The 24,529-nt window shown below is 40.5% G+C and carries 25 protein-coding genes and 1 pseudogene; 18 read left to right on the top strand and 8 right to left on the bottom strand.

Annotation, left to right across the window (positions count from 1 at the left end; genetic code table 11):
• Together FTU38_RS08065 and FTU38_RS08060 are read right to left on the bottom strand one after the other, a co-directional pair.
• Nucleotides 1-151, bottom strand: a 151-nt coding sequence (locus FTU38_RS08065) for a helix-turn-helix domain-containing protein (protein WP_180110944.1), incomplete at its 3' end; no start/stop codon positions are given.
• Between the two features lie 118 nt (nucleotides 152-269).
• Nucleotides 270-539: a hypothetical protein gene (locus FTU38_RS08060; RefSeq protein WP_180003768.1), complete on the bottom strand. Its 270-nt coding sequence runs from the start codon at nucleotides 537-539 to the stop codon at nucleotides 270-272.
• Nucleotides 540-813: 274 nt separating this feature from the next.
• Between FTU38_RS08060 and FTU38_RS08055 the strand changes: the two genes are divergently transcribed.
• The 15 genes and pseudogenes from FTU38_RS08055 (at nucleotide 814) to FTU38_RS07985 (ending at nucleotide 18,886) form a co-directional block, all read left to right on the top strand.
• A complete protein-coding gene (locus tag FTU38_RS08055; RefSeq protein WP_168378663.1) occupies nucleotides 814-1,083 on the top strand; it encodes a hypothetical protein in 270 nt (89 codons plus the stop codon).
• A 590-nt stretch (nucleotides 1,084-1,673) separates the two neighbouring features.
• Nucleotides 1,674-3,458, top strand: coding sequence for an IucA/IucC family siderophore biosynthesis protein (locus tag FTU38_RS08050; RefSeq protein ID WP_180110943.1), 1,785 nt, complete (start codon nucleotides 1,674-1,676; stop codon nucleotides 3,456-3,458).
• The gene (locus FTU38_RS08045; protein ID WP_180110942.1) at nucleotides 3,451-4,908 is read left to right on the top strand and encodes a lysine N(6)-hydroxylase/L-ornithine N(5)-oxygenase family protein; all 1,458 of its coding nucleotides are present in this window, start codon (nucleotides 3,451-3,453) and stop codon (nucleotides 4,906-4,908) included. The genes FTU38_RS08050 and FTU38_RS08045 overlap by 8 nt, the downstream gene beginning before the upstream one ends.
• Before the next feature lie 176 nt (nucleotides 4,909-5,084).
• Nucleotides 5,085-6,743, top strand: a pseudogene (locus FTU38_RS08040) (IucA/IucC family siderophore biosynthesis protein); the annotation flags it as partial.
• A gap of 54 nt (nucleotides 6,744-6,797) precedes the next feature.
• Nucleotides 6,798-7,430 carry a GNAT family N-acetyltransferase gene (locus tag FTU38_RS08035; protein WP_168378659.1) on the top strand — a complete coding sequence of 211 codons (633 nt, stop codon included), beginning with the start codon at nucleotides 6,798-6,800 and terminating at the stop codon, nucleotides 7,428-7,430.
• Nucleotides 7,427-7,819 (top strand): hypothetical protein, encoded by a 393-nt coding sequence (locus FTU38_RS08030; protein ID WP_078190999.1) that lies wholly within the window; start codon nucleotides 7,427-7,429, stop codon nucleotides 7,817-7,819. The genes FTU38_RS08035 and FTU38_RS08030 overlap by 4 nt, the downstream gene beginning before the upstream one ends.
• Nucleotides 7,795-9,066 (top strand): MFS transporter, encoded by a 1,272-nt coding sequence (locus FTU38_RS08025; protein ID WP_257223031.1) that lies wholly within the window; start codon nucleotides 7,795-7,797, stop codon nucleotides 9,064-9,066. Before FTU38_RS08030 ends, FTU38_RS08025 begins: the two co-directional genes overlap by 25 nt.
• 15 nt (nucleotides 9,067-9,081) lie before the next feature.
• Nucleotides 9,082-11,349: a TonB-dependent receptor gene (locus FTU38_RS08020; protein WP_180003758.1), complete on the top strand. Its 2,268-nt coding sequence runs from the start codon at nucleotides 9,082-9,084 to the stop codon at nucleotides 11,347-11,349.
• Between the two features lie 111 nt (nucleotides 11,350-11,460).
• On the top strand, nucleotides 11,461-12,681 hold the full coding sequence (locus tag FTU38_RS08015) for an MFS transporter (RefSeq protein ID WP_180003756.1): 1,221 nt from the start codon (nucleotides 11,461-11,463) through the stop codon (nucleotides 12,679-12,681).
• A gap of 234 nt (nucleotides 12,682-12,915) precedes the next feature.
• Nucleotides 12,916-15,087, top strand: coding sequence for a bifunctional mannitol-1-phosphate dehydrogenase/phosphatase (gene mtlD / locus FTU38_RS08010; RefSeq protein WP_180110940.1), 2,172 nt, complete (start codon nucleotides 12,916-12,918; stop codon nucleotides 15,085-15,087).
• Between the two features lie 190 nt (nucleotides 15,088-15,277).
• Complete coding sequence (locus tag FTU38_RS08005) at nucleotides 15,278-15,952, top strand: 2'-5' RNA ligase family protein (protein WP_373683976.1); 675 nt, start codon at nucleotides 15,278-15,280, stop codon at nucleotides 15,950-15,952.
• On the top strand, nucleotides 15,949-16,470 hold the full coding sequence (gene cobU, locus FTU38_RS08000; RefSeq protein WP_180110939.1) for a bifunctional adenosylcobinamide kinase/adenosylcobinamide-phosphate guanylyltransferase: 522 nt from the start codon (nucleotides 15,949-15,951) through the stop codon (nucleotides 16,468-16,470). The genes FTU38_RS08005 and cobU overlap by 4 nt, the downstream gene beginning before the upstream one ends.
• On the top strand, nucleotides 16,467-17,519 hold the full coding sequence (gene cobT / locus FTU38_RS07995; protein ID WP_180110938.1) for a nicotinate-nucleotide--dimethylbenzimidazole phosphoribosyltransferase: 1,053 nt from the start codon (nucleotides 16,467-16,469) through the stop codon (nucleotides 17,517-17,519). Before cobU ends, cobT begins: the two co-directional genes overlap by 4 nt.
• Nucleotides 17,520-18,143 (top strand): histidine phosphatase family protein, encoded by a 624-nt coding sequence (locus FTU38_RS07990; RefSeq protein WP_180106050.1) that lies wholly within the window; start codon nucleotides 17,520-17,522, stop codon nucleotides 18,141-18,143.
• On the top strand, nucleotides 18,140-18,886 hold the full coding sequence (locus FTU38_RS07985) for an adenosylcobinamide-GDP ribazoletransferase (RefSeq protein WP_180110937.1): 747 nt from the start codon (nucleotides 18,140-18,142) through the stop codon (nucleotides 18,884-18,886). Before FTU38_RS07990 ends, FTU38_RS07985 begins: the two co-directional genes overlap by 4 nt.
• Nucleotides 18,887-18,952: 66 nt before the next feature.
• Here FTU38_RS07985 and FTU38_RS07980 read toward each other — a convergent pair whose 3' ends face one another.
• Nucleotides 18,953-19,663 carry an LrgB family protein gene (locus FTU38_RS07980; protein WP_171262654.1) on the bottom strand — a complete coding sequence of 237 codons (711 nt, stop codon included), beginning with the start codon at nucleotides 19,661-19,663 and terminating at the stop codon, nucleotides 18,953-18,955.
• Entirely contained in the window at nucleotides 19,660-20,112 is a 453-nt protein-coding gene (locus FTU38_RS07975; protein ID WP_180022109.1) for a CidA/LrgA family protein, read from the bottom strand. Before FTU38_RS07975 ends, FTU38_RS07980 begins: the two co-directional genes overlap by 4 nt.
• 97 nt (nucleotides 20,113-20,209) lie before the next feature.
• On the opposite strand from FTU38_RS07975, the gene FTU38_RS07970 reads away from it, so the two are divergent.
• Nucleotides 20,210-21,109 (top strand): LysR family transcriptional regulator, encoded by a 900-nt coding sequence (locus FTU38_RS07970; RefSeq protein ID WP_180007851.1) that lies wholly within the window; start codon nucleotides 20,210-20,212, stop codon nucleotides 21,107-21,109.
• A 149-nt stretch (nucleotides 21,110-21,258) separates the two neighbouring features.
• Nucleotides 21,259-21,738 carry a helix-turn-helix domain-containing protein gene (locus tag FTU38_RS07965; RefSeq protein ID WP_078191046.1) on the top strand — a complete coding sequence of 160 codons (480 nt, stop codon included), beginning with the start codon at nucleotides 21,259-21,261 and terminating at the stop codon, nucleotides 21,736-21,738.
• A gap of 83 nt (nucleotides 21,739-21,821) precedes the next feature.
• Here the strand turns inward: FTU38_RS07965 and FTU38_RS07960 are convergent, their stop codons facing one another.
• The 4 genes from FTU38_RS07960 to tusD are packed head-to-tail and all read right to left on the bottom strand — an operon-like array spanning nucleotide 21,822 to nucleotide 23,248.
• Nucleotides 21,822-22,133, bottom strand: coding sequence for a TusE/DsrC/DsvC family sulfur relay protein (locus FTU38_RS07960; protein ID WP_111884335.1), 312 nt, complete (start codon nucleotides 22,131-22,133; stop codon nucleotides 21,822-21,824).
• Nucleotides 22,134-22,181: 48 nt separating this feature from the next.
• Complete coding sequence (locus FTU38_RS07955; RefSeq protein WP_078190986.1) at nucleotides 22,182-22,469, bottom strand: DsrH/TusB family sulfur metabolism protein; 288 nt, start codon at nucleotides 22,467-22,469, stop codon at nucleotides 22,182-22,184.
• A 14-nt stretch (nucleotides 22,470-22,483) separates the two neighbouring features.
• On the bottom strand, nucleotides 22,484-22,834 hold the full coding sequence (locus FTU38_RS07950; protein ID WP_180022111.1) for a hypothetical protein: 351 nt from the start codon (nucleotides 22,832-22,834) through the stop codon (nucleotides 22,484-22,486).
• Between the two features lie 45 nt (nucleotides 22,835-22,879).
• The gene (gene tusD, locus FTU38_RS07945; protein WP_078190984.1) at nucleotides 22,880-23,248 is read right to left on the bottom strand and encodes a sulfurtransferase complex subunit TusD; all 369 of its coding nucleotides are present in this window, start codon (nucleotides 23,246-23,248) and stop codon (nucleotides 22,880-22,882) included.
• 314 nt (nucleotides 23,249-23,562) lie between these two features.
• On the opposite strand from tusD, the gene FTU38_RS07940 reads away from it, so the two are divergent.
• Entirely contained in the window at nucleotides 23,563-24,159 is a 597-nt protein-coding gene (locus FTU38_RS07940) for a phosphatase PAP2 family protein (protein ID WP_180110936.1), read from the top strand.
• Nucleotides 24,160-24,529: the final 370 nt, after the last annotated feature.

Raw genomic sequence — 24,529 nt, 5'->3', positions numbered from 1 at the left:
GCTGTATACGCTGATACTGAGGTGTGGTGTTTTGCCGTAAATATTTACGTACGGTATTTCTGGATAGCCCCAGTTCACGACTAATGGCTTTAATAGATTTACCTTGTTGATGAAGTATTTGGATTGTTACTGCTTGCTCCAAAGTTAACATGTTGAGCAGTCCAAAATGACCGCTATATTAACCAAGGGGGTCAGTTTTTAAATGCCATTAGGGGGTCATTTTTACACTGCCGCTAACAATAGTAATAATGGAAATATTATTTGTTTCATTAGTTTACACGCTTAGCTGCTGAATTTAGTTTAAAAGTATATTTCTTATATGGAGGAATAGGGGTTACGTATCCCACACTATCTGCTGGTTTCACTGTGTATCCTAATGTTAATTCAACCTCAACGAGTTGTAAGTTTGGCTCTGGTAAAGTGATATCGCAACTTCCAAGCGGTGCTTTCTTTTCATCTGTATCCCAAATTCCTTTTCCAACTGTTAATTTAGTTAGTAACACACTAAGCAGACAAGTTCCTTCTGCTAATACAGTCATGACTCCTGCCATTGGAAGTAGTTGTAAGCTCACTTGGAAACAGGTGGGCTTTTTTGTTATTTCCGTTTTAGCTTTGAATAACGGAAATGCATCAAGTCGCAGAAGCAAAATTTAGTAAAACTTCATGTTTAGAGGCTCATTCATTAATAGTGCTTAATTATATTTAAATGTAAAAATACCTATAAAAAATAGGTATTTAAAATCCGACTAAAACAGTTGTATTTTAATTTAAAAGCTGTAATTTGAAAGAGCGATCTAATAAAGAGACAACAAAATGCCTTATTCAAATACTAAAGCGATTATTGAGCAAATCTATAATTTTGTATTAGAAAAACATGGTTTAGCGTCTAAAAGTCGATTTATGCAGTTATCGATTTTCTTTAAAGAATTACATGAAGGGGATGAGTCAAAATTTACCGCAGATAGGTCTTTTTATTACAAAGGAATATTTAACAACAGAGAAAAAAGTGTATTTGCGAATGCTGCGCCAGACTTTTTTGATAAGCACAAGTTTTTGGATTGGGTTGTTAAATCAATTGATTGATTTCAACCAAATCGTTTGAGTACATATTCATCATTCATGCTGTATAGCCAGTCTGAATAGAAGATATGGATCAGAAATCAGTAGGTGTTTGTTATGAAATGCATGCTTATAGTCAATAAAGATGCATGATCAGTATGATGCCAGTAAAGTCTTCAATGATTAAAATTTAACTGCACATTTCGTTCTTTGATTTAAATAAAAGCTTGGTTCAAAGCAGAATATAAAAACCCATGTAAAAGACATGGGTTTTTAGTTTAAGTTGCACAATGTGATAATTTGGCTAAAAAATAAGCAATTCGATTCATTTGTTCTATGCTAAATGAGAAAATTATCATTTAGTTCCATTTCAGAAAATTGTATAAATAAAAACAGAAAAGTTCATATCAAAAAAATTAATTTTTAAATACATAGAGATAAGACCAAATTTGCAATCCTGTAGCAAATCTTCACAAAAATGCAATTATTAACAATAATGATTATTATTAACATAGTTTCACGCTGGCCAGCGTACTAAGCATGACTTGCACAGTTAAAGAAACATAATTACATGACAAAGCTTGGAAAAGCTTAAAAATAGAGGATATGGTCAGATGAAAGAGCTTGCTAATCGCTTGGCGATGCAGCATCTTGTCAATGCATACTCACAAGAAACCGGTAAAGGTATTTTGCTGGAAAAGTATCAACAGAATTCATCACAATTGACGTTTAGCCAAGGCTTGACGTTGTTATGCATCCCTTTAGATTGCATTCAATCACAGTTATTTGTACCACTATCTTATGTCAGCCTTGTTGGTAGACATCGTCTTGCAGATCTCCCATACGTTTTTAATAAAGGACAGAAACTGTCATTTAGTATCACCGCGATCGCGAATTTATTGCTTGAACAGCTCGTACAAGAGTCAGGTCATACACTGGATGCTTCATCATTATTAGAGCGTTGGATCGAAAGTCGTGAAGCGCTTATTCAATTTTTGACACTACGTGAACATGATTTTGAGGCTTTGGTCCAAGCGGAACAAAGTTTCATTGAATCGGAACAAGCTTTAATTTTAGGGCACAGCATGCATCCTGCACCGAAAAGTCGGGTCGGTTTTGTGCATGAAGATTGGGAAAGGTATTCGCCAGAAGCCAAAGGTCTAAGCCAACTGCATTATTGGTTGGTAGCTCCAGAATATATTCAAGAAGGTTCAGCTTTAGATCAAGCTGTATCAGCGCAATTGAAAAGCGAATTGCAATGGCATTTATCAGAAACAGATCAAGCGCTACTGAATGCTTATTCGCATTATAAGTTATTGCCTTTGCATCCTTGGCAAGCACGTTATTTACAGTCAAAAACATGGTTTAAAAACTTAAAAACCAAATTAAAAATTATCGATTTTGGCGAGAAAGGTTGGGCATTTTCCCCAACAACTTCGGTACGCACCATGGCAAGTTTTGCAGCGCCGTGGATGTTAAAACCGTCGCTATCCGTGATGATCACCAATTCAATCCGAGTCAATCTGGCCAAAGAATGCCACCGTGGTGAAATGACCCATCGACTTTGGCATTCAAGTCTTGGTGAACGTATTTTAAAACAATGCCCAACGCTCAAAGCGGTGAATGATCCTGCATGGATGGCATTGAGCATAGATGATGAAATAGTCGATGAAACTATTTGCATCTTCCGTGATCAGCCTTTTAGTGAAAAGCAGCAGGTGAGTTGTATTGCATCATTGTGTCAAGATCATCCTGCACAGCCGATAAGCCGTTTTAATGCACTATTCGAACAAATCGCAAAACAACAACCTGAACTTGATCAAAGCGCCATTGCGATCAATTGGTTTAAACAATTCTTAGCTATCAGTCTAAAACCACTGATGTATTTGTATCACCGATACGGAATGGCTTTTGAATCACATCAGCAAAATGTCTTACTTGAGCTTGAAAATGCAATGCCTAAATATCTATGGCTGCGTGACAATCAAGGCTTTTACTATATTGAAGAACTTGCAGGTGATGTCTTAAGCGCGTTTCCAGAGTTGCAAGAAAAAGCGCATGCCGTGGGTTCCAAAGCCTTTGTCGATGAGCGCTTTAGCTATTATTTCTTTGGTAATACTTTATTCGGCATTATCAACGCAATTGGTGCAACTGGATATGTCAAAGAGCAAGTGCTGATATCGATATTGCAAAATGAACTGTTGGACTTATATCAGGCTTATCCAGAAAGTTCATTGATTCATTCATTACTTTATCAGCCGACCTTGCCGTATAAGGGTAATCTGTTGACGCGCTTGTATGAGCTGGATGAATTGATTGCCCCAGTCGATCAGCAATCGGTTTATGTACAGTTGCCAAATCCTTTATGTGTGGAACAGAAGGATGTGCAATATGCTTGATTTTATTGGGATAGGCTTAGGGCCATTTAACCTCAGTTTGGCGAGTTTGCTACATAAGCAAAATCATTTGCAGTATCAATTTTTTGAAAAGAAACCACAGTTCGACTGGCATGCGGGTATGCAATTGCCCAATACAGTATTGCAAGTGCCGTTCATGGCCGATCTGGTTTCCATGGTTGATCCAACCAGTCCTTTTAGTTTTTTAAACTATTTAAAGGCACAGCAGCGTTTATATAAATTCTATTTTTTAGAACAAGCTCAGATTCCTAGACGTGAATATAATCATTATTGTCAGTGGGTTGCAGACCAACTAGAGCATATTCAATATCAATCAACCGTAAAAGCCATTTATGCCCAAGAGCAAGGCTTTGAAGTCATGGTTGAGCAAGATGGACGTTTTAGACGTTATCAATGCCGAAATTTGGTCATTGGTTCGGGTAATGTTCCGCATCTACCACAGTGTCTAAAAGACATACAACAGCAATATCCGGAGCGCTGCTTACATTCTGCAAATTATTGCAATGCAGCGTTAAATCACTTGAAAGGGAATGTGGTTGTACTGGGATCAGGCCAGTCTTCGGCCGAAGTCTTTATGGATCTGTTTGATCGTCAATATATTCAGGATCAGACCACAACAGCGCAGTTTAAGTTGCATTGGCTGACCCGTTCTAATGGGTTTTTCCCGATGGAATATGCACCACTTGGATTGGAGCATTTTAGTCCGGATTATACCGCGCATTTTTATCAACTGAGCCCAGAAAATAAAGCCGAACTATTGAAGCAACAAGGCCTGTTATATAAGGGCATCAGTGCAAAAACCATCCGTGATATTTACCAAAAACTATATCACCGGAGCATTGGTCAAAATATTAAACAGACGCATTTACATGCTCAGGTGGGTTTGGTCGCTGCCGAGCCGCATGGCGCGGGCATCCGTTTGCAGTTTCAGCACAAAGTCACAGCAGAACAATTCTATCTAGATGCAGACTTTGTTGTGGCTTCAACGGGATATCACAGTCCAGAGTGGCAATATCTCAAATATCTAAAACCGCTGATTCAGTGTGATGAATTCGGTCGTTGGAAAATCAGTCAGGACTACCGAGTACAGCATGACGCTGTTGGTGAAATTTTTGTTCAAAATCAGGAAATGCACAGTCACGGTGTAGGAACACCAGACTTAGGGCTTGGAGCCCACCGTGCAGCGGTCATTGCCAATCAATTATTGGGTTTTAACTTATACGATTTGGGTGATCAAGCGCAAAGTTTCCAACATTTTTCACCAAGTGAAAATGCTGAAATGCACAGTATGGGCATTGTAAAGAAATCAGCGCCAACCAATATCCAAAGACCAATATCCGTAAAAAAAACCATTGCCAACTATGCAATGAACCGCAATACGACCATGCCGAATAAGCAAGAACAGAATGCGGTTAAACTCGAGAAATTATAATGACATTTGCAAAATTACAGATAAATCAAACGCAGTGGCGCCGTGCAGGGCAAAGACTGATTGAAATGGCGATTGCTGAATTTTTATATGAAGAAATTATTCAAATTCAGCCAGTGGAAAATAACACTTGGCAACTCAATCTGGATGATAAAACGTATCAATTTGAAGCGACTCAGTTTCTGCTTGGGCATTGGCGTATAGTTGAAGGGAGTGTTCGAGATTTAGGTGATTCGACAGCACAGCCCGCATGGAATCTACATGAATTTATTCGTGCCTTTTCAAATCAAGCTGAAGTGAAACCTTTTACCAAGGCCTATTTGATTAAAGAAATGAACAATACATGGTTGGCTGAAGCACATGTTTTTGATGAGCAAAGATTGCTGAGTCAGGCTGTGCTGTCAGCGCCACACTATCAAATTGAAGGCATGTTACGTGGACACCCATGGCTCATTATGAGTAAGGGGCGTATGGGCTTTGGCTATGATGATTATTTAAGCTCAGCACCAGAGATTTCTCCAACAGTCAAAGTCTTGTGGTTAGCTGTTCATCGTAATTTAGCTGAGTTTCGTTCGACCGAGGCTTGGGATGCGAAAAGCTTATATCGCCATGAATTGAATTCTGCGCAATTACACGATTTTCAACAGCAATTGGCGGACAAAGCCGTAGATGCTGCTGAGTATTATTTTATTCCTGTACATGCGTGGCAGTGGCATCAGTGGTTAATCCCGACCTATGCCAATGAAATCGTTGATCAGCGCATTGTTGAATTGGACATTGGACAAGATGACTATGTGCCAATGCAATCAATTCGTACCTTATGCAATACCAGTCATCCTGAACGGCATTATGTGAAGTTACCTGTCAGTATCTTTAATACGGCGGTATATCGAGGTTTGCCTTCAAAACGAAATTTAGCTGCACCTGCGGTGACCGCTTGGCTGAAGGACATTCAACATCATGATGTAGACCTGCAAAAAACTCAGGTGGAGTTTTTGGGCGAAGTCGCAAGTCTCACTTTGCAACAGCCGTGTTTTGATCAGATAGACGGTGCGCCTTACCAATTTAAAGAATTGTTTGGTTGCCTATGGCGTGAAAGTGTAGAGCCTTGTATCGGTGAACATCAGTTGGCGCTTTCCCAAGCAGCATTGTTACATCGAGACCTAAACGGTCAGTCTATTTTATCCGTGTTGATTCAAGCTTCAGGTTTAACGCCTTTGCAATGGTTGAAACGATTTGCCGAAGTTTGTGTAACACCGCTACTGATTTGCTTATACAAATATGGTTTGGCTTTTTCTCCACACGGTGAAAACACCATGTTAATCCATGAAAATGGTCTACCAAAAAAAATGGTGCTGAAGGACTTTATTGATGATGTCAATTTAGTTGATGAAGATTTTCCAGAACTCGAAAATTTACCACCTGAAGGGCAAATTTTACTGCGTCATCCTGCTGAAGAACTTAGCCACTTTATCTTTACAGGTTTGTTCATGGTGCATTACCGCTATATCTGTAATGTCTTCCTTGAAGATTATCCACAGCATACAGAACTTGAGTTTTGGCAAACCATCTCCACCGTGATTGACGAATTTCATCAGGCACATCCTGAATTGGCAGATCGTATTGAAAAATTCAGTATGTTCCGTCCACGTTTCGAGAAAATTTGTCTGAACCGTGTTCGACTGTTTACCACCAGTTATAACGACGAAGCAGAACGACCAGTACCTGTATTTTTAGATCCTATTGCAAACCCTGTGAGTCCAAGCACTTTAAATCAGTGGGCGAAACAACAGCATACCGCCGAACAGAAAACGACAACTAATCGTATTGCGTCATAAACAGATTTTTGAGCTAAGAACAGAAAAGATTAAACAAATTTAAAGGACGACATCATGACAACGTTATCACGACAACTACCTGATTTTTATGAATACCATGAGAATGAGACGCAATACTACTTACGACAAATGCAATATCCAGAAGATATGGCTTTGGTTCATAAATGGATGCATGAACCTCATGTTATTCCACAGTGGCAGCTCAATAAGTCAGAAACTGAACTAAAAGTGTATTACGAAAAAATGCTGGCAGATGATCATCACCGAATTTTGATTGTGGGGGTAAATGGTGAAGATGTGGGCTACACAGAGATCTACGAAGGAAAACGGGATCGATTAGGTTTGTACTACGACGGTGATGAGCTTGATCTAGGTTGGCATTTGTTATTTGGTGAAAAGTCCGTTTTTGGTAAAGGCTATTTACGTCCCGTCATGCGTTTATTGAGTTTTTATATCTTTGAAAATGCTGCATCAGCCAAGATTGTGGGAGAACCTGATCATAGTGTGAAGCCTTATGCCGTTGTGGTTGAAGACATGTGCTATGAAGCGCAGCGCCTAATCCCAATGCCTGAAAAGACCGCCATGTTGTATTACTGCTTTAGAGAAACATTTTATTCAAAATTTGGTCATTACTTAAACGACTCCAAGGCATTTCAGCATCAGCAACTAGCTAAGGCGGTGTCATGAGTTATCGCTGCACCCACATGCACATACTGGACATGCGCTTTTCAGCGCATGTTTCAGTGGAAGAGTTTGAACAATGGTTGACTCAAGTTGAGCGCTTTTTTCTGAAAAGTCAGCCCTTTGTTTTGGTTATGCAAACGGCTGAGGGAACGACTTTTCCTGAAGAATATCGGCAAATACAGGCCGTTTGGTACAAGAAGTTTAAACATCTCTTTTTTCAATATTGTTTGGGTCTGGTGCGTATTGCGCAAGATCCAGATGACTTCAAACGTTTAAATACACCCGCGCTGCATGCAGCGTGGCGTGTGCCTTATTACGTTTCATTAGAACAGTCTGATGCGCTGCAATGGGCAGTGCAGAGGTGGATATGCAACAACACCCAAGAAAATTAAATCATGCAATTTCACCATCTCAAATTTCAGTCCTGAGTTTGAGCGTCGTGATTATTTTGTACTTAGCACATGCATTGCCTTTGTATTTTTACAATGTGGCTTTGCCTGCCATTTTACGACATCAAGGGGTAGATTTACGCTGGATCGGCATGTTATCGCTGCTTTATATTCCATGGGCATTCAAGTTTTTTTGGGCGCCTTGGATCGATCAGCTCTATGTCAAAAAACTCGGTAAACGTAAAACATGGCTGTTGTTTACGCAAATCGCATTGGTACTGGGGGTACTGGTTTTAGCCTTTACGCAGTTTTCTTATGGGCTGACTTTATTTGTCATTGTTGGTTTATGGATTTCAACGTTTGCAGCAACGCAAGATATTGCGATTGATGGTTATACCGTAGAGAAATTTACTGAAGGCAATTACCGTCTGGGCAGTATGGCACAGAGTATTGGGGTGGCCGTCGGTAGCATGCTAGGTGGCGCTGCGACTTTATGGATTTACCAATATTGGGGTTGGCAGTCAGCGCTCACAACTTTAGCACTGCTGACATTTTTAACCATGTTTGCTGTGTTTTTTATTCAAGAAGAACCACAAGCTCAAATTGCCAAAGCTAAGCCAAGCCTACGTCAAGCTTTTAAACGGCCTGAAATTCGTTGGGCCTTGCTGCTCATCATTTGTTATCGCGTGGTGGAAGCACCCGCTATGGCGATGCTGAATCCGATGTTGATCGACCAAAAATGGTCACTGTCTCAGATCGGGGTGTTGATGTCTGTGGTCGGTGCCGGTGTCGGTCTGATTGCAGCTGTTAGTGCAGCTGTATTGCTGAAAAAAATCAAAGCGACGCAGTTGTTGGTCTGGGCAGGATGGTTGCGTACATTGCTATATGCCGTGATTGGGGCAGCCGTTGTATTGGGGTGGTTGAATCAATGGCATCAGCTTTTAGGTGTATTTGTCGTGTTGATGCTAGCCATTCGTTATATCGCCATGACATCACTCTATGCCTATTTCATGCAGACCAGTTCTAAAGAACAGGCGGGTACCGATTTCACCATATTAGTGTGCTTTGAATTGCTTGTTTACTTTATTGGCGGCGCATTTTCAGGCTTTCTCGCAAAATCATTAGGCTATGGACATTTTTATCTAGTACTGGCAATCGGCTCAGTAATCAGCGTCTTAATTAGTCAGCGCATTGTTTTAAAAACACAAAATTTAAAAACTCAAACACTTCCGACTCAATCGGAACTCTAAGAAATGGAAAAGAATATGAAACGTTTAGCTCTACCGATGCAACTGACTTGTCTCAGCCTAGCAATTTGCACTCAGCTTTATGCGCAAGAGGTCACGACAGACACTGCACAAAATACTGCAGTTGAAACACAAACTGCAGAAGCTACTAAAATGGCACCGATTGTTGTGACGGCAACTCGTTCTGCGAAAAGCATTGCAGATATTGCGGGTACGGTGTACAGCATTCCTAAAGAAGAAATTGAAAAACAAGCCAATGCAGGTAAAAGCACAGCTGATATTGTCGGTTTATTGGTGCCATCACTGACTCCATCAAGTGGTACAACGTCTAACTATGGGATGACCATGCGTGGACGTGTGGTGCAATACATGATCGATGGTGTGCCGCAAACGGGATATCGTGATGGATCTCGACAACTGGCAAGTATTAGCCCGTCGATGATTGAACGAATTGAAGTGGTCTCTGGTGCAAGTAGTATTTATGGTTCAGGTGCGACAGGCGGTATTATCAATATCATCACTAAACGAGGTGGATCTGAGCCGCTGAGTTTTGAAACAAAAGTAGGAGTCACTTCTGGTAATAACTTTAAGTCCGATGCGCTGGCTTATGAAGCTGCGCAAACCATGAATTTTAATCAAGGCAATTTACGCGGAACTTTAGGTGCAAGCTATACCAAACGTGGCGAAATACAAGATAGCCATGGCAACCGTATTGGACCTGAAATTGCGCAAACAGACCGTCAAGATACCGACACTTTAGATCTAAATGGTCGTGTCAGTTGGAAAATTGCCGATGGTCAAACGTTGAGTTTTGGCGCGCAATATTATAATGATGAGCAAGATAGTGATTATGGACCTGACTATGGTCCAAATTTAAATGCGCTGCGCTCACAGCCCGTGGGTGGCAAGCTGCCGTTGTCATTAAATGCAGTAAAGGGCTTACTACTTGCTGAACAACCACAAACTGAACGTTATAGCGTCAACGCACAATATGAAAATCAAGATATTTTAGGCCACCGTCTAAACGCTGAAACCTATTATCGAAATGAAAAAGCACGGTGGTTCCCATCTGCACGTCAAATGGCACCTGAACTCTTCTTGGTGTATCAGTCAGAAACCGATATTGATGTGTTAGGCGCACGTGTTGCTCTACAAAAAGATCTTAACTTAAATGGTCGTGAACTGGGGCTAACCTATGGTGTGGACTATGAAAATGAAAAAGATCAACAAAATATCCAAATGTATGACAGCGCAACGTTTATTCAAAGTAATGGTTTGAGTTATCAGCCGTTTAACTACTATGCCTTTGGCCCAGATGTTGAAACAGAAAAACTTGGCGTATTTGCCCAAGCGCAATATGAATTAACCGACCGACTTGGCTTACAAGCAGGCATTCGCCATGAACGTGTAGAAAGCGATGTCGATTCATCTGTGCCTTATATGGAAGCAATTACTGCAGATTTAACCCCAGGTTATGTGGCGAAAACACTGAATGGCGGCAAAGTAAAACATGATGCAACGCTGTTTAATGTTGGCGCGGTGTATCACTTAACAGATGCACAGCAAGTGTTTGCCAATTTCTCACAAGGTTCAAACTTGCCCGATGTGCAACGTATGCTGCGCGATGTGCCGGTAAATTCTGTGATTAATAGCCAAACCATTGACCCGATTAAAGTCAATAACTATGAACTCGGTTGGCGTGTACAAAATGCCGGTGGTTTAAATGCAGGAGTGACGGCTTTTTATAATGACTCAGATAAAAGCCTGAAATTTGGTGCGCCGAATTACACCATTGATGTTATTGATACCGATGAACGTATCTATGGTGTCGAAGCCAATGCCAGTTATGAAGTTCAACCAAATTGGACGGTTGGGGGCACAGTTGCATATACCACGGGCCAATTTGAAAATACCCAAGGTGACTGGCAAGAATTGGATGCTATTCGTGTAGCACCTTTAAAAGGAACAGCATTTTCAGAGTGGCAATTTGATAATGACATGAGCCTACGTGTTCAAGCTTTAGCGATTGGCGGTACAGACAAAGCCCAAAAAGACGCTGTGAAATATGGATCTGCTCCAGCAGCGGCAATTAAAGGCTTTGCAACGATGGACGTGATTGCCAATGCAAAAGTAGGACCGGGTAATGTGGGCTTTGGTGTCTACAACGTGTGGAATACGGATTATAAATCGGTATACAGCCAGTCGGTTGAAACTGTCTATGGCCCAATTTCTAGCCTAGCTGCTCAAGGTCGTATCTACGGTTTAAGTTATACCGTGAAATACTGATTTAAATCCTGAATCGGGTTTAAAGCACGGGATCGTGACTTACAAAATAGAGGTGGCTTAAGTCACCTCTATTGTTTATAACGTAGCCATTAAAAATGGATAACAAAAATAATGGATCGAAATAATAAACTGTTTATTGCTGCCAGTCTTGCCAATGGTGCAAGTTTCTCGATGATATTGCCGCTGTTGGCGCCATTGGTTCGAGAGTTAAAGCTTTCTGAACTACAAGGCGGCGCGATGGTTTCCGTCGGTGCGCTGCTGATGGCTATCGGTGCGATTTACATTTCAAAAAATCAATCCAAGTTTTCGATTTATCAACTCTTGAGTATCGGTTTTGTGGGCATGGCTGTGACATGGGGGCTATTTACTGCAGTGTTGATGTATGGCCTTTCTGTTCAGATAGGGATGTTGTTGCTGTTTAGTTTACTAATGCTTTCACGTGCAGCCACTGGGGTATTTATGGCGATGCCACAGATTGCCTTGCAAACTTATGTGATGACTCGTTTTAACAATGAGCAGCAGCGTTCACAAGCAATGTCAAAATTCGGTGCATTAAACAGTGCAGGCGTGATCATTGGTCCATTTCTAACAACCTTACTGTTGGGCTTTGGTGGAATCATGACGCCGCTTTGGGCAGCAATCATTATTTTAGCGTTGATTTCTGCGGTCTTGGTGTTCAGCTTTGACCGACATACCGAACAGCATAGCGTTGAAAAGCCAGTGACAGAAAAGCATGAGTCACCATCTACGGATTTGAGCATTCAGCAATGCTATCCATGGTTAATGTTGGGATTTAGTCTCTATCTTGCCATCGTGACAGTGAATTTAACGGCAGGGTTTTATATTCAAGACCGCTTTAATATGACTGCTGCAGAGGGTGCAGTGCATTTTGCAGAGTGTTCTCTCGTCGTGGGTATCGCTTTGGTGATTATGCAAACGCTGATTTCTAAGTATTTAAATTGGTCCGTATATCGCTTACTGTGGGTTGGGCTGTTTAGCATGGCAGCAGCCTTGCTGATTTCGGTTTTCACCACTGAATTACAGATATTTCAAGCTACATATCTTTTATATGGTATATCGGTTGCATGTTTAATCCCTGCATTTACAACGGGTGCAGCGCAAACGGCGCCCAGTGCGTTACAGACTAAGGTGGCAAGTTGGTGTACAGCCACTCAGGCTTTGAGCTTTGTTGTCGGGCCACTGATTAGTACGGGTTTATATCAGTGGCACAAAGAATTTCCGTATTATTTTTTATTTTTAGTGATGCTCGGTCTGATCGTATTCTTTTTATTTCAAACCAAAACTCAAACCGTGAAGCGAGTTACTGAGTGAAATTGCAGTGAATTGTATATTTACAGCAATAGATCACTGTGTAGACCGTACCATCCTGACAACAGTGGGTTTTGATTACATGATGTTACTTGATCAGCGATTGATTTTACAAAATAGATTTTAAAAGCAAGCTTTTTGATTAAAAAATAACCACAATTGTTTCATTAATTCTCAAAGTACTGAATCAATAGTTTTCTCCGTTATTCTTTTCACATAAAAAATAACGGAGGTTAAATGCTTAAATTTAATAATGATTTGGTTCTGGGCGCCATTTTTGATATGGATGGAACAATGTTTGATACTGAACGTTTACGGTTTCAAACATTGAAACAGGCATCTCTTGAATTGATCGGTGTTGAGTTTTCCGAATCATATCTGATGAATTGTTTGGGGTTAAGTGCACAAAGCGCGCATCGATTGGCCCAAGCCGAATATGATGAAAACATTCCATACGCAGATATTCGCAAACGCGCAGATGAATTAGAGTTGGAGCATGTTCGTCAGTTTGGTGTACCGATCAAAAAAGGCTTGGTTCAAGTATTAGAACGCTTACGCAAGTCAGGACTGAGGATGGCCGTGGCAACATCGAGTCGCCGTGCAATCGCAGAAGAATATCTCATCAATGCCAATGTGTATAAGTTCTTTGATGTCTTAGTCTGTGGCGATGAAGTTGAAAATGGTAAGCCACATCCTGAAATATTTATGCGTGCTGCCGCAAAGCTGAATTTAAATCCTGCTGATTGTTTGATGTTTGAAGACTCGGAAAATGGTGTGACTTCGGCCTTTGAGGCTGGCGGTATTACCGTACTGTTTAAAGATATTAAATCGCCCAATCAAAACATGCTGTCCAAAGCCAAATATTATTATGAATGTATGTATGACTGTTTGACGGAACTTGACCCGTTCACTGCGCATTTAGAGATGCCGCATGTGCAAGAGGCTTTTCCACAAACCCTTAATCAGCTCACTGTCGGTATTCATGGTTTTGGAGCGATTGGTGGTGGCTATTTAGCTCAAATTTTGTCGCATTGGGATGGTTATACTCGCCCGAAAAAAATCTATGCTTCGACACGTAACCCTTTATATCGCTCTGCGGTCAATGCATTTGGTACCTATTGTATTCGCTATGGTCAATTGTCTTATGACGAACGCATTGAAAACATGGCAGTCATTGATGCTGAAAATATTCAGCAGATGCAAGAGATGTACACAGAGTCGAGTTTGGTTGCCATCTGTTTGCCTGAAAAAGCGATTGCGGAAGAAGCCAATACCATTGCACAAGGCCTGTATGCACGACATATTGCACATGATGAGAAAGCCATCGAACCCCTAACGATGCTCATTATTTTGAACAAAGTCGGGGCAAAACATTTATTAATGACACATTTAAAACAGGCTTTAACTGAGCTTGCAGGGGCGGTCGTTGCTGAGAAAATCATGCAACAACACTATTTTTGCGATACCGTGGTCAACCGCATGGTATCTAAGTTGAGTGACCAAAATTTATATCGTCAGCTCCGTATAAAATATAATATTTTCAAACAATTTCAATTAGATGAAGTTGAAGTGGATGCTCAATTAGACTTAGAAGATGCGACGAAATTAAATCCTGATCAGGAGCGTCAAGCTACTTTATATGTTGAGGATATGCGACGCAATTTTCACCCAAGTCATATATTGCAAAGCATGGATTTAATTTTATTTAACGCAGAATCTGACATGCCGATCTATGTAGAAAATAACAGTCCTTTGTTAGAAAAAATGCGTCAAATGATTTTGGTCGATCATATTGAAGATATCCAGTTAATTAAAAATCGCTTATGGAATGGCGTGCATGCCATGTTGGCTTGGCAATCTGCACTGTTCAATCATCAAACCATAGGTGTGGCACTTGCAGATAATCGCGTTGATCAATTTATGCATGAACTCATTGGCGAGGTGCAGGCTGGTTTAGCACGATGCTTACCAAATCGTGCTTTTGATCTAACACGACTGGCAGAAAGCTTTATAAACTCTTGTGAACATGCGTATAAAGATCCATGTGCGCGTGTGGCACGAGATCCTTTACGTAAACTTGCAATTAATGAACGAGTGTTGGGCTCGTTGGCGACCAATGTGAAATATGGACTGGAGACAACACATCTACAACAAGGGATTGTCTATGGTTTGATGTATGCCGTGAGTGTAAATCAATGTACGATGGATCAGGCTATCAACTTTATCCAGTTGCAATTTTCAGAACTGAAAAAGACCAACGAGCTTGAACAACTGGAACGTATTGAACAGATTGAGGCCAATGTAATGATACAGTTGCAGCATTTTTCTGATCAGTCCACAGAGCAGTTTACATCTTGGAAAAACCATGCTGTAACGCAAGATCAGAAAGATACTGCGAAATTTGCCTAAAATATAATGCTTATCTGTGCGCAATGTATATTGAATCAAAATGCTGAGTATGACTCGGCATTTTTTTCTTACAAAGAAGCTTTAGATGAATGAATTTCAGCTTTAAATGAATATTACTAAATCAAAATTGGGCAAAGTCTGTTTTGATTCATGCTTTAATAAAGCAGATTGAATTTAAAGTGATTTATCTGTGTTTTTAAAACCCTCAATGCAAGTCGTACCGACGCTCAATCAGGATTATCCCGATTGGCATCAAGGTCGTCAGCACTATGCTTTGTGGTATATAGAAATACAGGATCCTGAATTATTGGCGTATCTCGCAGCACTTCGAGCGCAGTTTTCAGATCTTTTATACACGCCAAATACGCGCCAATTTCATATTACCGTGTTTATTTGTGGCTTTATTGAAGAGTTAAATAAAACCCAATTAATAGATCATTCTGAACAACGATGGAATGATAATTTCTCAGCAGATGAATTGGCACTGCACCGACAACAACTTCGACAGTTATCGCTATCTAATATTCGGTTACGTACAGGTCAGATCAATAGCTTTCAAAGCGCGCTGTTTATTGAAATTGTGGATTTAGATCGTAAGTTAGAGCATCTACGTCAAGCTTTTAATTTAAGTTCGAATGAAATTGCACCGATCGAATATTGTCCGCATATCACATTGGGCTTGTATAAACAGGCATGGAATAGCGATGATATTTTTGAAAGAATCCAACAAGTTGAACAGCACTGCTTTGATTTTGAAAGCGAGCAACTGACTTTTGGTCATTATCAGGCTCAAGTACTACAAGGGGCATTAAGTCCTTATTATCAACATCAGTTTAGACAAAATATAGAGATGGCACAGTCATGATTCATTTCATTTTGGGTGGGGCGCGTTCAGGTAAGAGCCGACTTGCAGAACAAAAAGCCAAAGAAAGTGCTCAAGCCGTGATCTATGTGGCTACAGCACAAGCCTATGATGATGAAATGCAGGAGCGAATTCAGCATCATCAAGCAGACCGACCTGAACATTGGGGGCTGATTGAAGAGCCTCTATATTTAGCCGACCGCTTAGTTGAAATAGACCAAGCTCATCAAACCATTCTTATCGATTGTTTAACGCTGTGGATGAGTAATTTATTGCTGCATGAACAAGCAGACTTTCAACAGCATCAATGCCAAAAATTACTTACGGTGCTGCCAAAATTAAAGTCAGACATTATTTTAGTCAGTAACGAAACTGGGCTGGGCGTTGTTCCTATGGGACAAATCAGTCGAAAATTCGTCGATGAATCTGGGCGCTTACATCAACAAATTGGTCAAATCGCTGACCATGTGGTGTTTTGTGTTGCAGGTTTTCCAATGATCTTAAAAGGAGATAAAGCATGAACTGGTGGCAAGAACCCTGTCAAAATCCAAGTATCGAAGCTAAGCAACAGGCGTCAAATCACCAGTTACAGCTAACTAAACCTACGGGCTCGCTTTCAGAACTTGAAAATGTTGCGGTGCAACTTGCATCATTACAAAATACAGATCAGCCTAATATGGATTTTCCATGGATCACCATCTTTGCAGGTGATCATGGTGTGATGGAAGAAAATATTTCGGCCTATCCTCAAGCTGTCACACGCCAAATGCTACAAAACTTCACGACCGGTGGTGCATGTATTAGTGTCATTGCACGTGAGTATCAAGCCAAACTACAAGTGATTGACTGTGGTTCGGTGGGTGAAGCCTATGAATATGCAGGGGTAGAGCGCCACTGTATTGCCGCAGGTACGGCAAATTTTGCTAAAACTGTTGCGATGACCGAATCACAATGTATTGAAGCGATGAATCTTGGCCGTAAAAGTGTTGAAGATGCTATCGCTGCAGGTGCGTCTATTTATGTCGCAGGGGAAATGGGCATTGGCAATACCTGTTCGGCTTCTGCTGTCGCATGTTTTTTATTTAATGAGCCGGCCGAAAAACTGACAGGTGTTGGTACAGGTATTCGTGCTGAACAATTGGCACATAAGAAACAAGTGATTGATCAAGCTTTAGCTTTACATCAGGACTATGTCGGCCAAGATGTCTTTAAAGCTCTATGTGCTGTAGGTGGTTTGGAAATTGCCGCGATGGTTGGAGCGTACATTCGCTGTGCGCAATTGGGTCTGGCAATGGTCGTGGATGGATTTATTAGTACGGTTTCTGCCTTGGTCGCTGTTCGTTTAAATCCTGCTGTACGTGAGTGGATGCTTTTTGGTCATCAATCGGCTGAATATGGGCACCAACGTTTACTCCAAGCCCTTGAAGCTGAACCACTCTTAAAGTTGAATTTACGTTTAGGTGAAGGCAGCGGTGCCGGTGCGGCCTTGGGTTTAATTCGTTTGGCATGTCGCTTACATAATAACATGGCGACTTTCGCACAAGCTGCTGTGATTGGTGAAAAAGTTTAAATGGAACATTTCCGTTTAGATATATTGCGTCATGGTGAGACTGAACTGAGCCATACCTTACGTGGCTCTACAGATGATGCTTTGACGCAAAAAGGTTGGCAGCAGATGCAGCAGACCATAGATGAAGCATTAGACGGTACGTATACATACGGTTTAGCGAGCTGGGATGTCATCATCACTTCTGACTTACAGCGTTGCCGTTTATTTGCTTTGGAACTGTCTCAACAGCTTGAACGTCCAATGTTTGAAAATGCGAAGTTTCAAGAAATGCATTTTGGTGACTGGGAAGCAGTATCAACCAAGCATATCTATGAAAACACCCCAGAGTTACTCGCACAGTTTTGGCAAAGTCCAAGTACATTTACGCCACCGAATGCAGAAAGTCTTCAGCAATTTCAACAACGGATATTAAGCGGTCTAGATGAGCTAGTTTTGCAGGCTCAACAGCATCATTGGGACCGCGTTTTATTGGTTTCCCATGGTGGTGTGATTAAATTATTAAAATGTATGGCACAGCAAAGTCATTTAGATGATTTATTAAAAATGACTGCCGAATTGGGACAATTAAATTCATTCATTGTGAAAAATCGTGCAAATATTCGTATTTTGGAGCAAAGTGAATGACACCTTTTTGGATTGCTCTCCAGTTTCTCACGACTTTCCCGATTCAACTCAAAGCGATGCCATCGAAACAGCAAAATGGACAGTCTTTGCTGTTTTATCCAGCGGTGGGATTGTTGATTGGCGGCATTCTTGCCTTGCTTGCTTTCACATTTCACAGCCTGCCGATCATCTTACTTAGCAGTATTTTGCTTGTGGTCTGGATTTGGCTCACAGGTGGTTTACATCTAGATGGTTTAGCAGATACGGCAGATGCGTGGGTCGGTGGCTTTGGTGATGCCGAGCGTACACTTAAAATCATGAAAGACCCTGCATGTGGGCCGATTGGTGTGTTGAGCCTCGTCGTGATTTGCTTACTCAAATGGTCGGCACTTTATGTTTTGCTACAACAGCAAATGTATTTGGCATTGATTGTATTTCCAGTATTAGGTCGTTTAGCCCCTTTATTTTTGTTTTTAACAACTCAGTATGTCCGTGAAAAAGGCTTAGGCTCATCGATAGCAGCAACTATTCCACGAAAGTCGGCATACATGATATTTACACTCTGCCTAAGTGCATGTTTGTATTTTAGCTGGCCTGGAGTTGTGAGTATATTTACGTTTATTTGTACTTTACTGTATTTACGATGGAAATTTATTCAGCGTATAGGTGGCGTGACGGGCGATACAATTGGTGCAGCGATTGAAATCACAGAGGTGTCGAGTCTTTTAGCGTTTGTCATAGCACTTCATTATGTAATTGCTTAGTTTTACAGTGAAATGACTTAACTCCTGATTTAAAAAAAGCCCAGCTAATGCACTGGGCTTTTTATTTTATCCTAATAGATAAATGACCAAATGAATAAGTGATGGCCCAAGCAATACCATAAAGACCCCAGCTAGTACCATGCTCAAGCAGGCTGCAACACCTTCTTCTTTATGACGTGATAACGCCTTACTTGTACCAAATCCATGTGCAGCATTGCCAAGAGCCGCACCTTGCGCAAAGCGTGAATGCAATTTAAGCCCAGCCAAAACTAGGTCAGCCAAAGCCACGCCGGCAATCCCAGTAATCATGGTAAATAGAATCACCAATTCGACTGAACCCCCAATATTCGAGGTAAGTTCCATGGCAAAGGGGGTAGAAATGGAACGTGCCATTAAGCTATAAGACGTTTCTTGGTCAAACTGAAACAACTGTGCCAAATAAAAAGCACTGATAATTCCTGCTAACATGCCAATCACGATGCCCAAACTAATACTCAGCGCATGCTGACGGATAATTTGTCGATATTCATAGATGGGAATAGCAAAGGCCACAGTTGCCGGGCCGAGCATCCATACAATCCATTGGCTTTCTTGCATATAGGTGTCATATGAAATATGAAAGCAAAGCATGAGTATAATCAGCACAAACGGGACGAATAGTGCAGGGGAAAGAACCATATACGGTAACTTACGATGTAGCTTTTTCGCCAAAATATAACCGACAAGGGTCAGGACGAAAAACAATACAGAGATGCTGTTCAACCCAAAATCGTTCATAAGGTTTTACCTGCTGTGTTGACATCATGATCTGTCGCAGTTTGGTGTTTCGCTTTAAGTTTTGCCTCGAGTTTAAAGCCCCAATAAACCGTAAATGCTGTAAACACCATGACACAGACGGTACCCAGTACCACGGCTAAAATTAACTGCCAGCCAGAGCTGAGTAATAAATCTTGATATTTAATTAATCCAACTACACAGGGGATAAAGAATAGAACCAGTTCAGCCAAAATAAAATCTGAGCCTTGTTTGATCCACTGCATTTTAAATAAACCACTCAACAATGCGGCTAAAAGGAGCAATAAACCAATCACGCCAGCAGAGATCGGCAAGTTAAACCAAGATTGAATGCAAGAGCCAATCCACCAGATCAATATCAATAAACTTAGCTGCGCTAAAGTTTTAAGAAACTGGGTAAATTTGGAAGTAGATTGTGGAAACGTATCCATGAGACGACAGTAGAATAGGAGATGACGCTATTTTAAAAGTGCATACCCTGTATAATTATGAATAATTAATTATTAATTATGCTTAAATGGAATAATAATGGACATTAAAAGCCTAAAAGTCTTTGTGACCATCGTACAAAAACAGAGTTTTAGTCATGCAGCAGAAGCGCTTTTTGTCACTCAGCCGACCATTAGTAAATTAATTCGTCAGTTAGAAGACGAGATCGGCGTGCCTTTATTTCATAAAGGAGAAGCAGGTCGAAAAAGGGAAGCACAGCTCACCTATATGGGAGAGCAGATTTATCAGCATGCCTTAGTGATATTGAATGAACAACAACGGATGCTTGATACCGTTACCCAAGTTCGTGCCTTAAAACAAGGTAAATTGACCCTAGGTTTACCGCCATTGGCATCAGTGTTGTTCAGTCAGTTAATCGCGCTGTTTCATAAAAAATACCCCAATATTGAACTGAGCTTTTTTGAGGTTGGGGCGACAGGTATAGAAAGTGCCATTTTAAAAAAACAGGTCGACGTCGGGATTATTTTGGGTCACTTGAAACCGGTGCTGAGTGGTATTCCAGTGATGGAGTCACCTTTGTGTCTATTGTCCAAAAAAAACTCACAGTGGCGTAAGCGAAAAACAGTATCGCTGATTGAATTAAAAGAAGAATCCTTTTTATTATATGATGATACCTTCACACTCAATGACATCATTATACAGGCGGCAAATTACGTCGGATTTGAGCCCAATGTAGTGTGTAAAAGTAGCCAGTGGGACTTCATCGCCAAAATGGTAGATTCAAATGTCGGGATTGCACTCCTGCCTAAAATTTATTGTGAACAACTTGATGCGGCAAAATACCATATGGCTGAATTAGAAAATCCAAACCTAGACTGGAAACTCAGTATGGCCTGGAATACCACTGTTGCCATGAGTCCCGCAACGCGTGCTTGGCTAGAAATAATTGAGGACAATAAAGACAAAATACATTTTTAGTTCATTCTCAGATCAATCCGATGAAATAAATGATTGGAAATGAAGGTCGATTTATGATTTGTATATCAAAGATTATTGAAAAGGATTTTGCAAAATCAACAGGCATGAATTAAATTGGGTGTTGGTCGTTATTTTTGATGGTTCATAAAATGAAATGGGATGATATTGGTCAACAACCGTGTTCAATCGCTCGTGCGCTTTCAGTGCTAGGGGATCGTTGGACCATGTTGATTATCCGTAATGCATTTATGGGCATTCGACGTTTTGATGACTTTCAACAAAATCTCGGTGTGACGCGTCATGTGTTATCCGACCGATTAAAGCGTTTGGTTGAAGAGGGTATTTTAACCAAAGTTGCTTATGTCGAGCGTCAGGAACGTTTTGAATATCGACTGACGCAAAAAGGCTTAGACTTGTATCCAATCCTTTTAGCTATGACCCATTGGGCCGATCAATATATGGATCAGGGCTTAGGATCACCTGTTGAATATGTCCATCAGGCATGTGGGCAAAAATTTAAACCGGTTTTAGTGTGCTCATGTTGTGCTGAACCGATCCAAGCCAAACAGGTCAAACCGATATTTACCCAAGCCTATTACATCGCTCTAAATCAATTAAAACCTGCATAAGCTGTTTTTATGGCTTTCTTCAAGATGCTGATTTGCATCTATTTAGCCAAATTAGCCTAAGCAGTATTTGGGTTGCTTTAAAATCACAAACAATTTGCAGGTTTAGGGATGCCCGCTAAACGACTTAAATGTCGAGCGACCAAACCGGTGTTAAATTTGTCTTGTAACACCGCATTATTAATATCAGCGCTCACCGTTTTCATTAAAAATTTAATGAGTGGGCGAGTTGCTGGCGAGTGACCAAACTGTTGATAAAACTGTCGCACAGCTTGTAAAACTTCAAAATGCCAAGGGCTTAACTCAAGTTCTAAACTTTTAGCCAGTTCTTGGGCAACAGCTTCATTCCAAATAGTGTAATCCACCAAATGGCCATCTTGGTCTAATTCAAGATTCATATTCGTTCCAAAAGAGAAGATTGTAGAAATGGATCGCTTTCACTCAAATTATTTGAGTGAAATACATCTTTTAAATCTGAGGCATAGATCAGCAAAAGCGGCATAGTCGATCACTTTCATATGACTATAATTCATACTTTTACCTAAAATTTCAGCATCATTTTCAAGTACATAACATGTGCCAAATTGCTGAATTTGTTCATCTGCAATATGTAAGACTGCTTCACCCATCAGGATGATTGCATCTTCAGGGTTGATTAAACTGGCTAACTGCTGGATGTGCTGTAGGGTATTGGCATAGCTGGCTTGGACTAAATACAGCGTAGAATTTGACATCATCATTCCTCTTTTTACCAATACAACACATGATCGAATTGTTGAATCAATTCGGTATTGAATTGAACAAATTCGAGTTCTTGTTCACTGTTGATCACAAAAGGATGCTGTGAATTTTTTTGTTCAATATAAATCGGGGTGAGATCATAAAACTCAAAGCTATCAACCATGTTGGATGCGAGTTTAAATGCATGCTTGAGCTGATTAAACTCTTGTTCTGCCTGAAGTAAGCTCAGCGCAGCATCTTTGAGCAACACTTTAACGTCACAGCCGAAGGTTGCAAGCACCATGGTTGCAGAAAGACTTTCATGTACTTGTAAGCTTGCAAGATTTGCATGAGTTAAAACAACCAGTACAGATTTCACGTAATTTTCCTTTTCAATGCTACAAATGCGCGGCAATCAAAATACTTAGAATTGCAATAAACGGTCAGCAGCTTGTACGGCATCGGCGAGTTCGCCTAGGCCCACAAGTTCAAATTGCTCAGCTAGATTATGTTGCTGAATATTGTGACGCTGTGCATTTTCCTGATCTGTGATCCCACGTGCGAGAGCTGCACTTACGCAAACAGGTAAACGAATGCCGAGTTTTTGCCATTCACTACTGAGTTTGCGTTGATCATCTGGCACCCATTGCAGGGCATTTGCGACATTTACACCATCTTGATAGAAAAAAACCCGAAAGTTTTCGCCTTTTTGCTTCAGCGCTTGGGCAAGACCCAAAGCATGCCAAGCCAATATCGAAGTGGGTGAGGAGGTAATTAGTAATAGAGTACTCATCGAAATTCACTAAATGAATAAACGGTCTAGATCGACAGTTTGTTCTGAGTTCAGAAGAAAAAGCTAGTATACAATGATTTACTAAATGATCTGAATATTTGCACAGTTTTGCTTATTTAGGCAGCACTGCCATTGCAAATTTTTCTTCAAATAGAACGATTGGTATAACATTGGGTTTAATTTGGATTCAGCCTCGAGCCATCACTTTTTCATAAATAAACTCTACGGTTACATACTGAAAAATCTTTATATGAATAAAACGCAATTTTTGATTTTACAGAGTGCTATGATCTTTTCATTTTTTAAACCATCTCATGAATATAGAGAAATTTAATTTAAGTTTATTTAATTCAATCAATGCTTCGGACAATGCTTTAGATTTCACTATTTCTTTTGCCATATTTATTGCCAATGATCTATTTTATATCGTGATTCTTTTGATGTTTTTGGCTTGGTTTAAAGGCAGTTTTGACACCAAAAAACAAATCGTTAAAGCCACTGTTTTTACAATTGTCGCTTTTCTTATCAGCCAAGTGATTTCGAGTTTCTTTTACTATCCTAGACCCTTTGTCTTGGACGTCGGACGCACGATTATAGAACATTCACCGAATGGATCCTTCCCGAGTGATCACATGCTGTTTTTTAGCACGATTGCATTTTCTTATATATTTTCAAAGCAAAAAACCGTCGGCTATGTATTTCTCGCATTCGCTTTTCTTGTGGCGTGGTCGAGAGTCTATTTAGGTGTGCATTATCCAATGGATATGGCGGGCGCGTTGATCATCGCTGTTTTGCTTAATTTTGTCGGACTGTCTTTATGGCGAAAATATGGGTTTTATTTGGTGAGCATGATCTTAAAAGTTTACGAGTTCCTATTCTCAGCCATGATCAAAAAAGGCTATATCCGCTAAATTAAGTTGCTTAGATATTTGCGATTTCAAACGTTTGCTGCTGTTATAGTTACATTGCCAACATCTTGCCAGATGAATATTTATGATGATTCATCTGGCGTTCACATCCAGATTCTATACCTCAAAAAATAGTCAGACTGCTCAATTCCATTTGCTCATTCGAGCAGGTGTTTTCTAGTTCGACTGTCCTACATCAAATATTTAGTAGTGCGAATTTTTTTAAATATCTTCTTCTAAAAGCGTTCACTCAAATACCACGTAATCTTGAGATTTCTTCAAAATTGATTGGCTAGCGAGGTCATTTGTCGTAAATCAAATACAGTTAATATTCATAACTGCAACATAGTCAAAATTCCAAAGCAGTAAGATA

This window comes from Acinetobacter sp. YH12098, from assembly GCF_013419235.1.
In the GTDB taxonomy this organism is placed as follows: Bacteria; Pseudomonadota; Gammaproteobacteria; order Pseudomonadales; family Moraxellaceae; genus Acinetobacter; species Acinetobacter amyesii.
The sequence above is the reverse complement of the archived record's forward strand: the minus strand, read 5'-3'. Positions and strand labels throughout refer to the sequence as shown.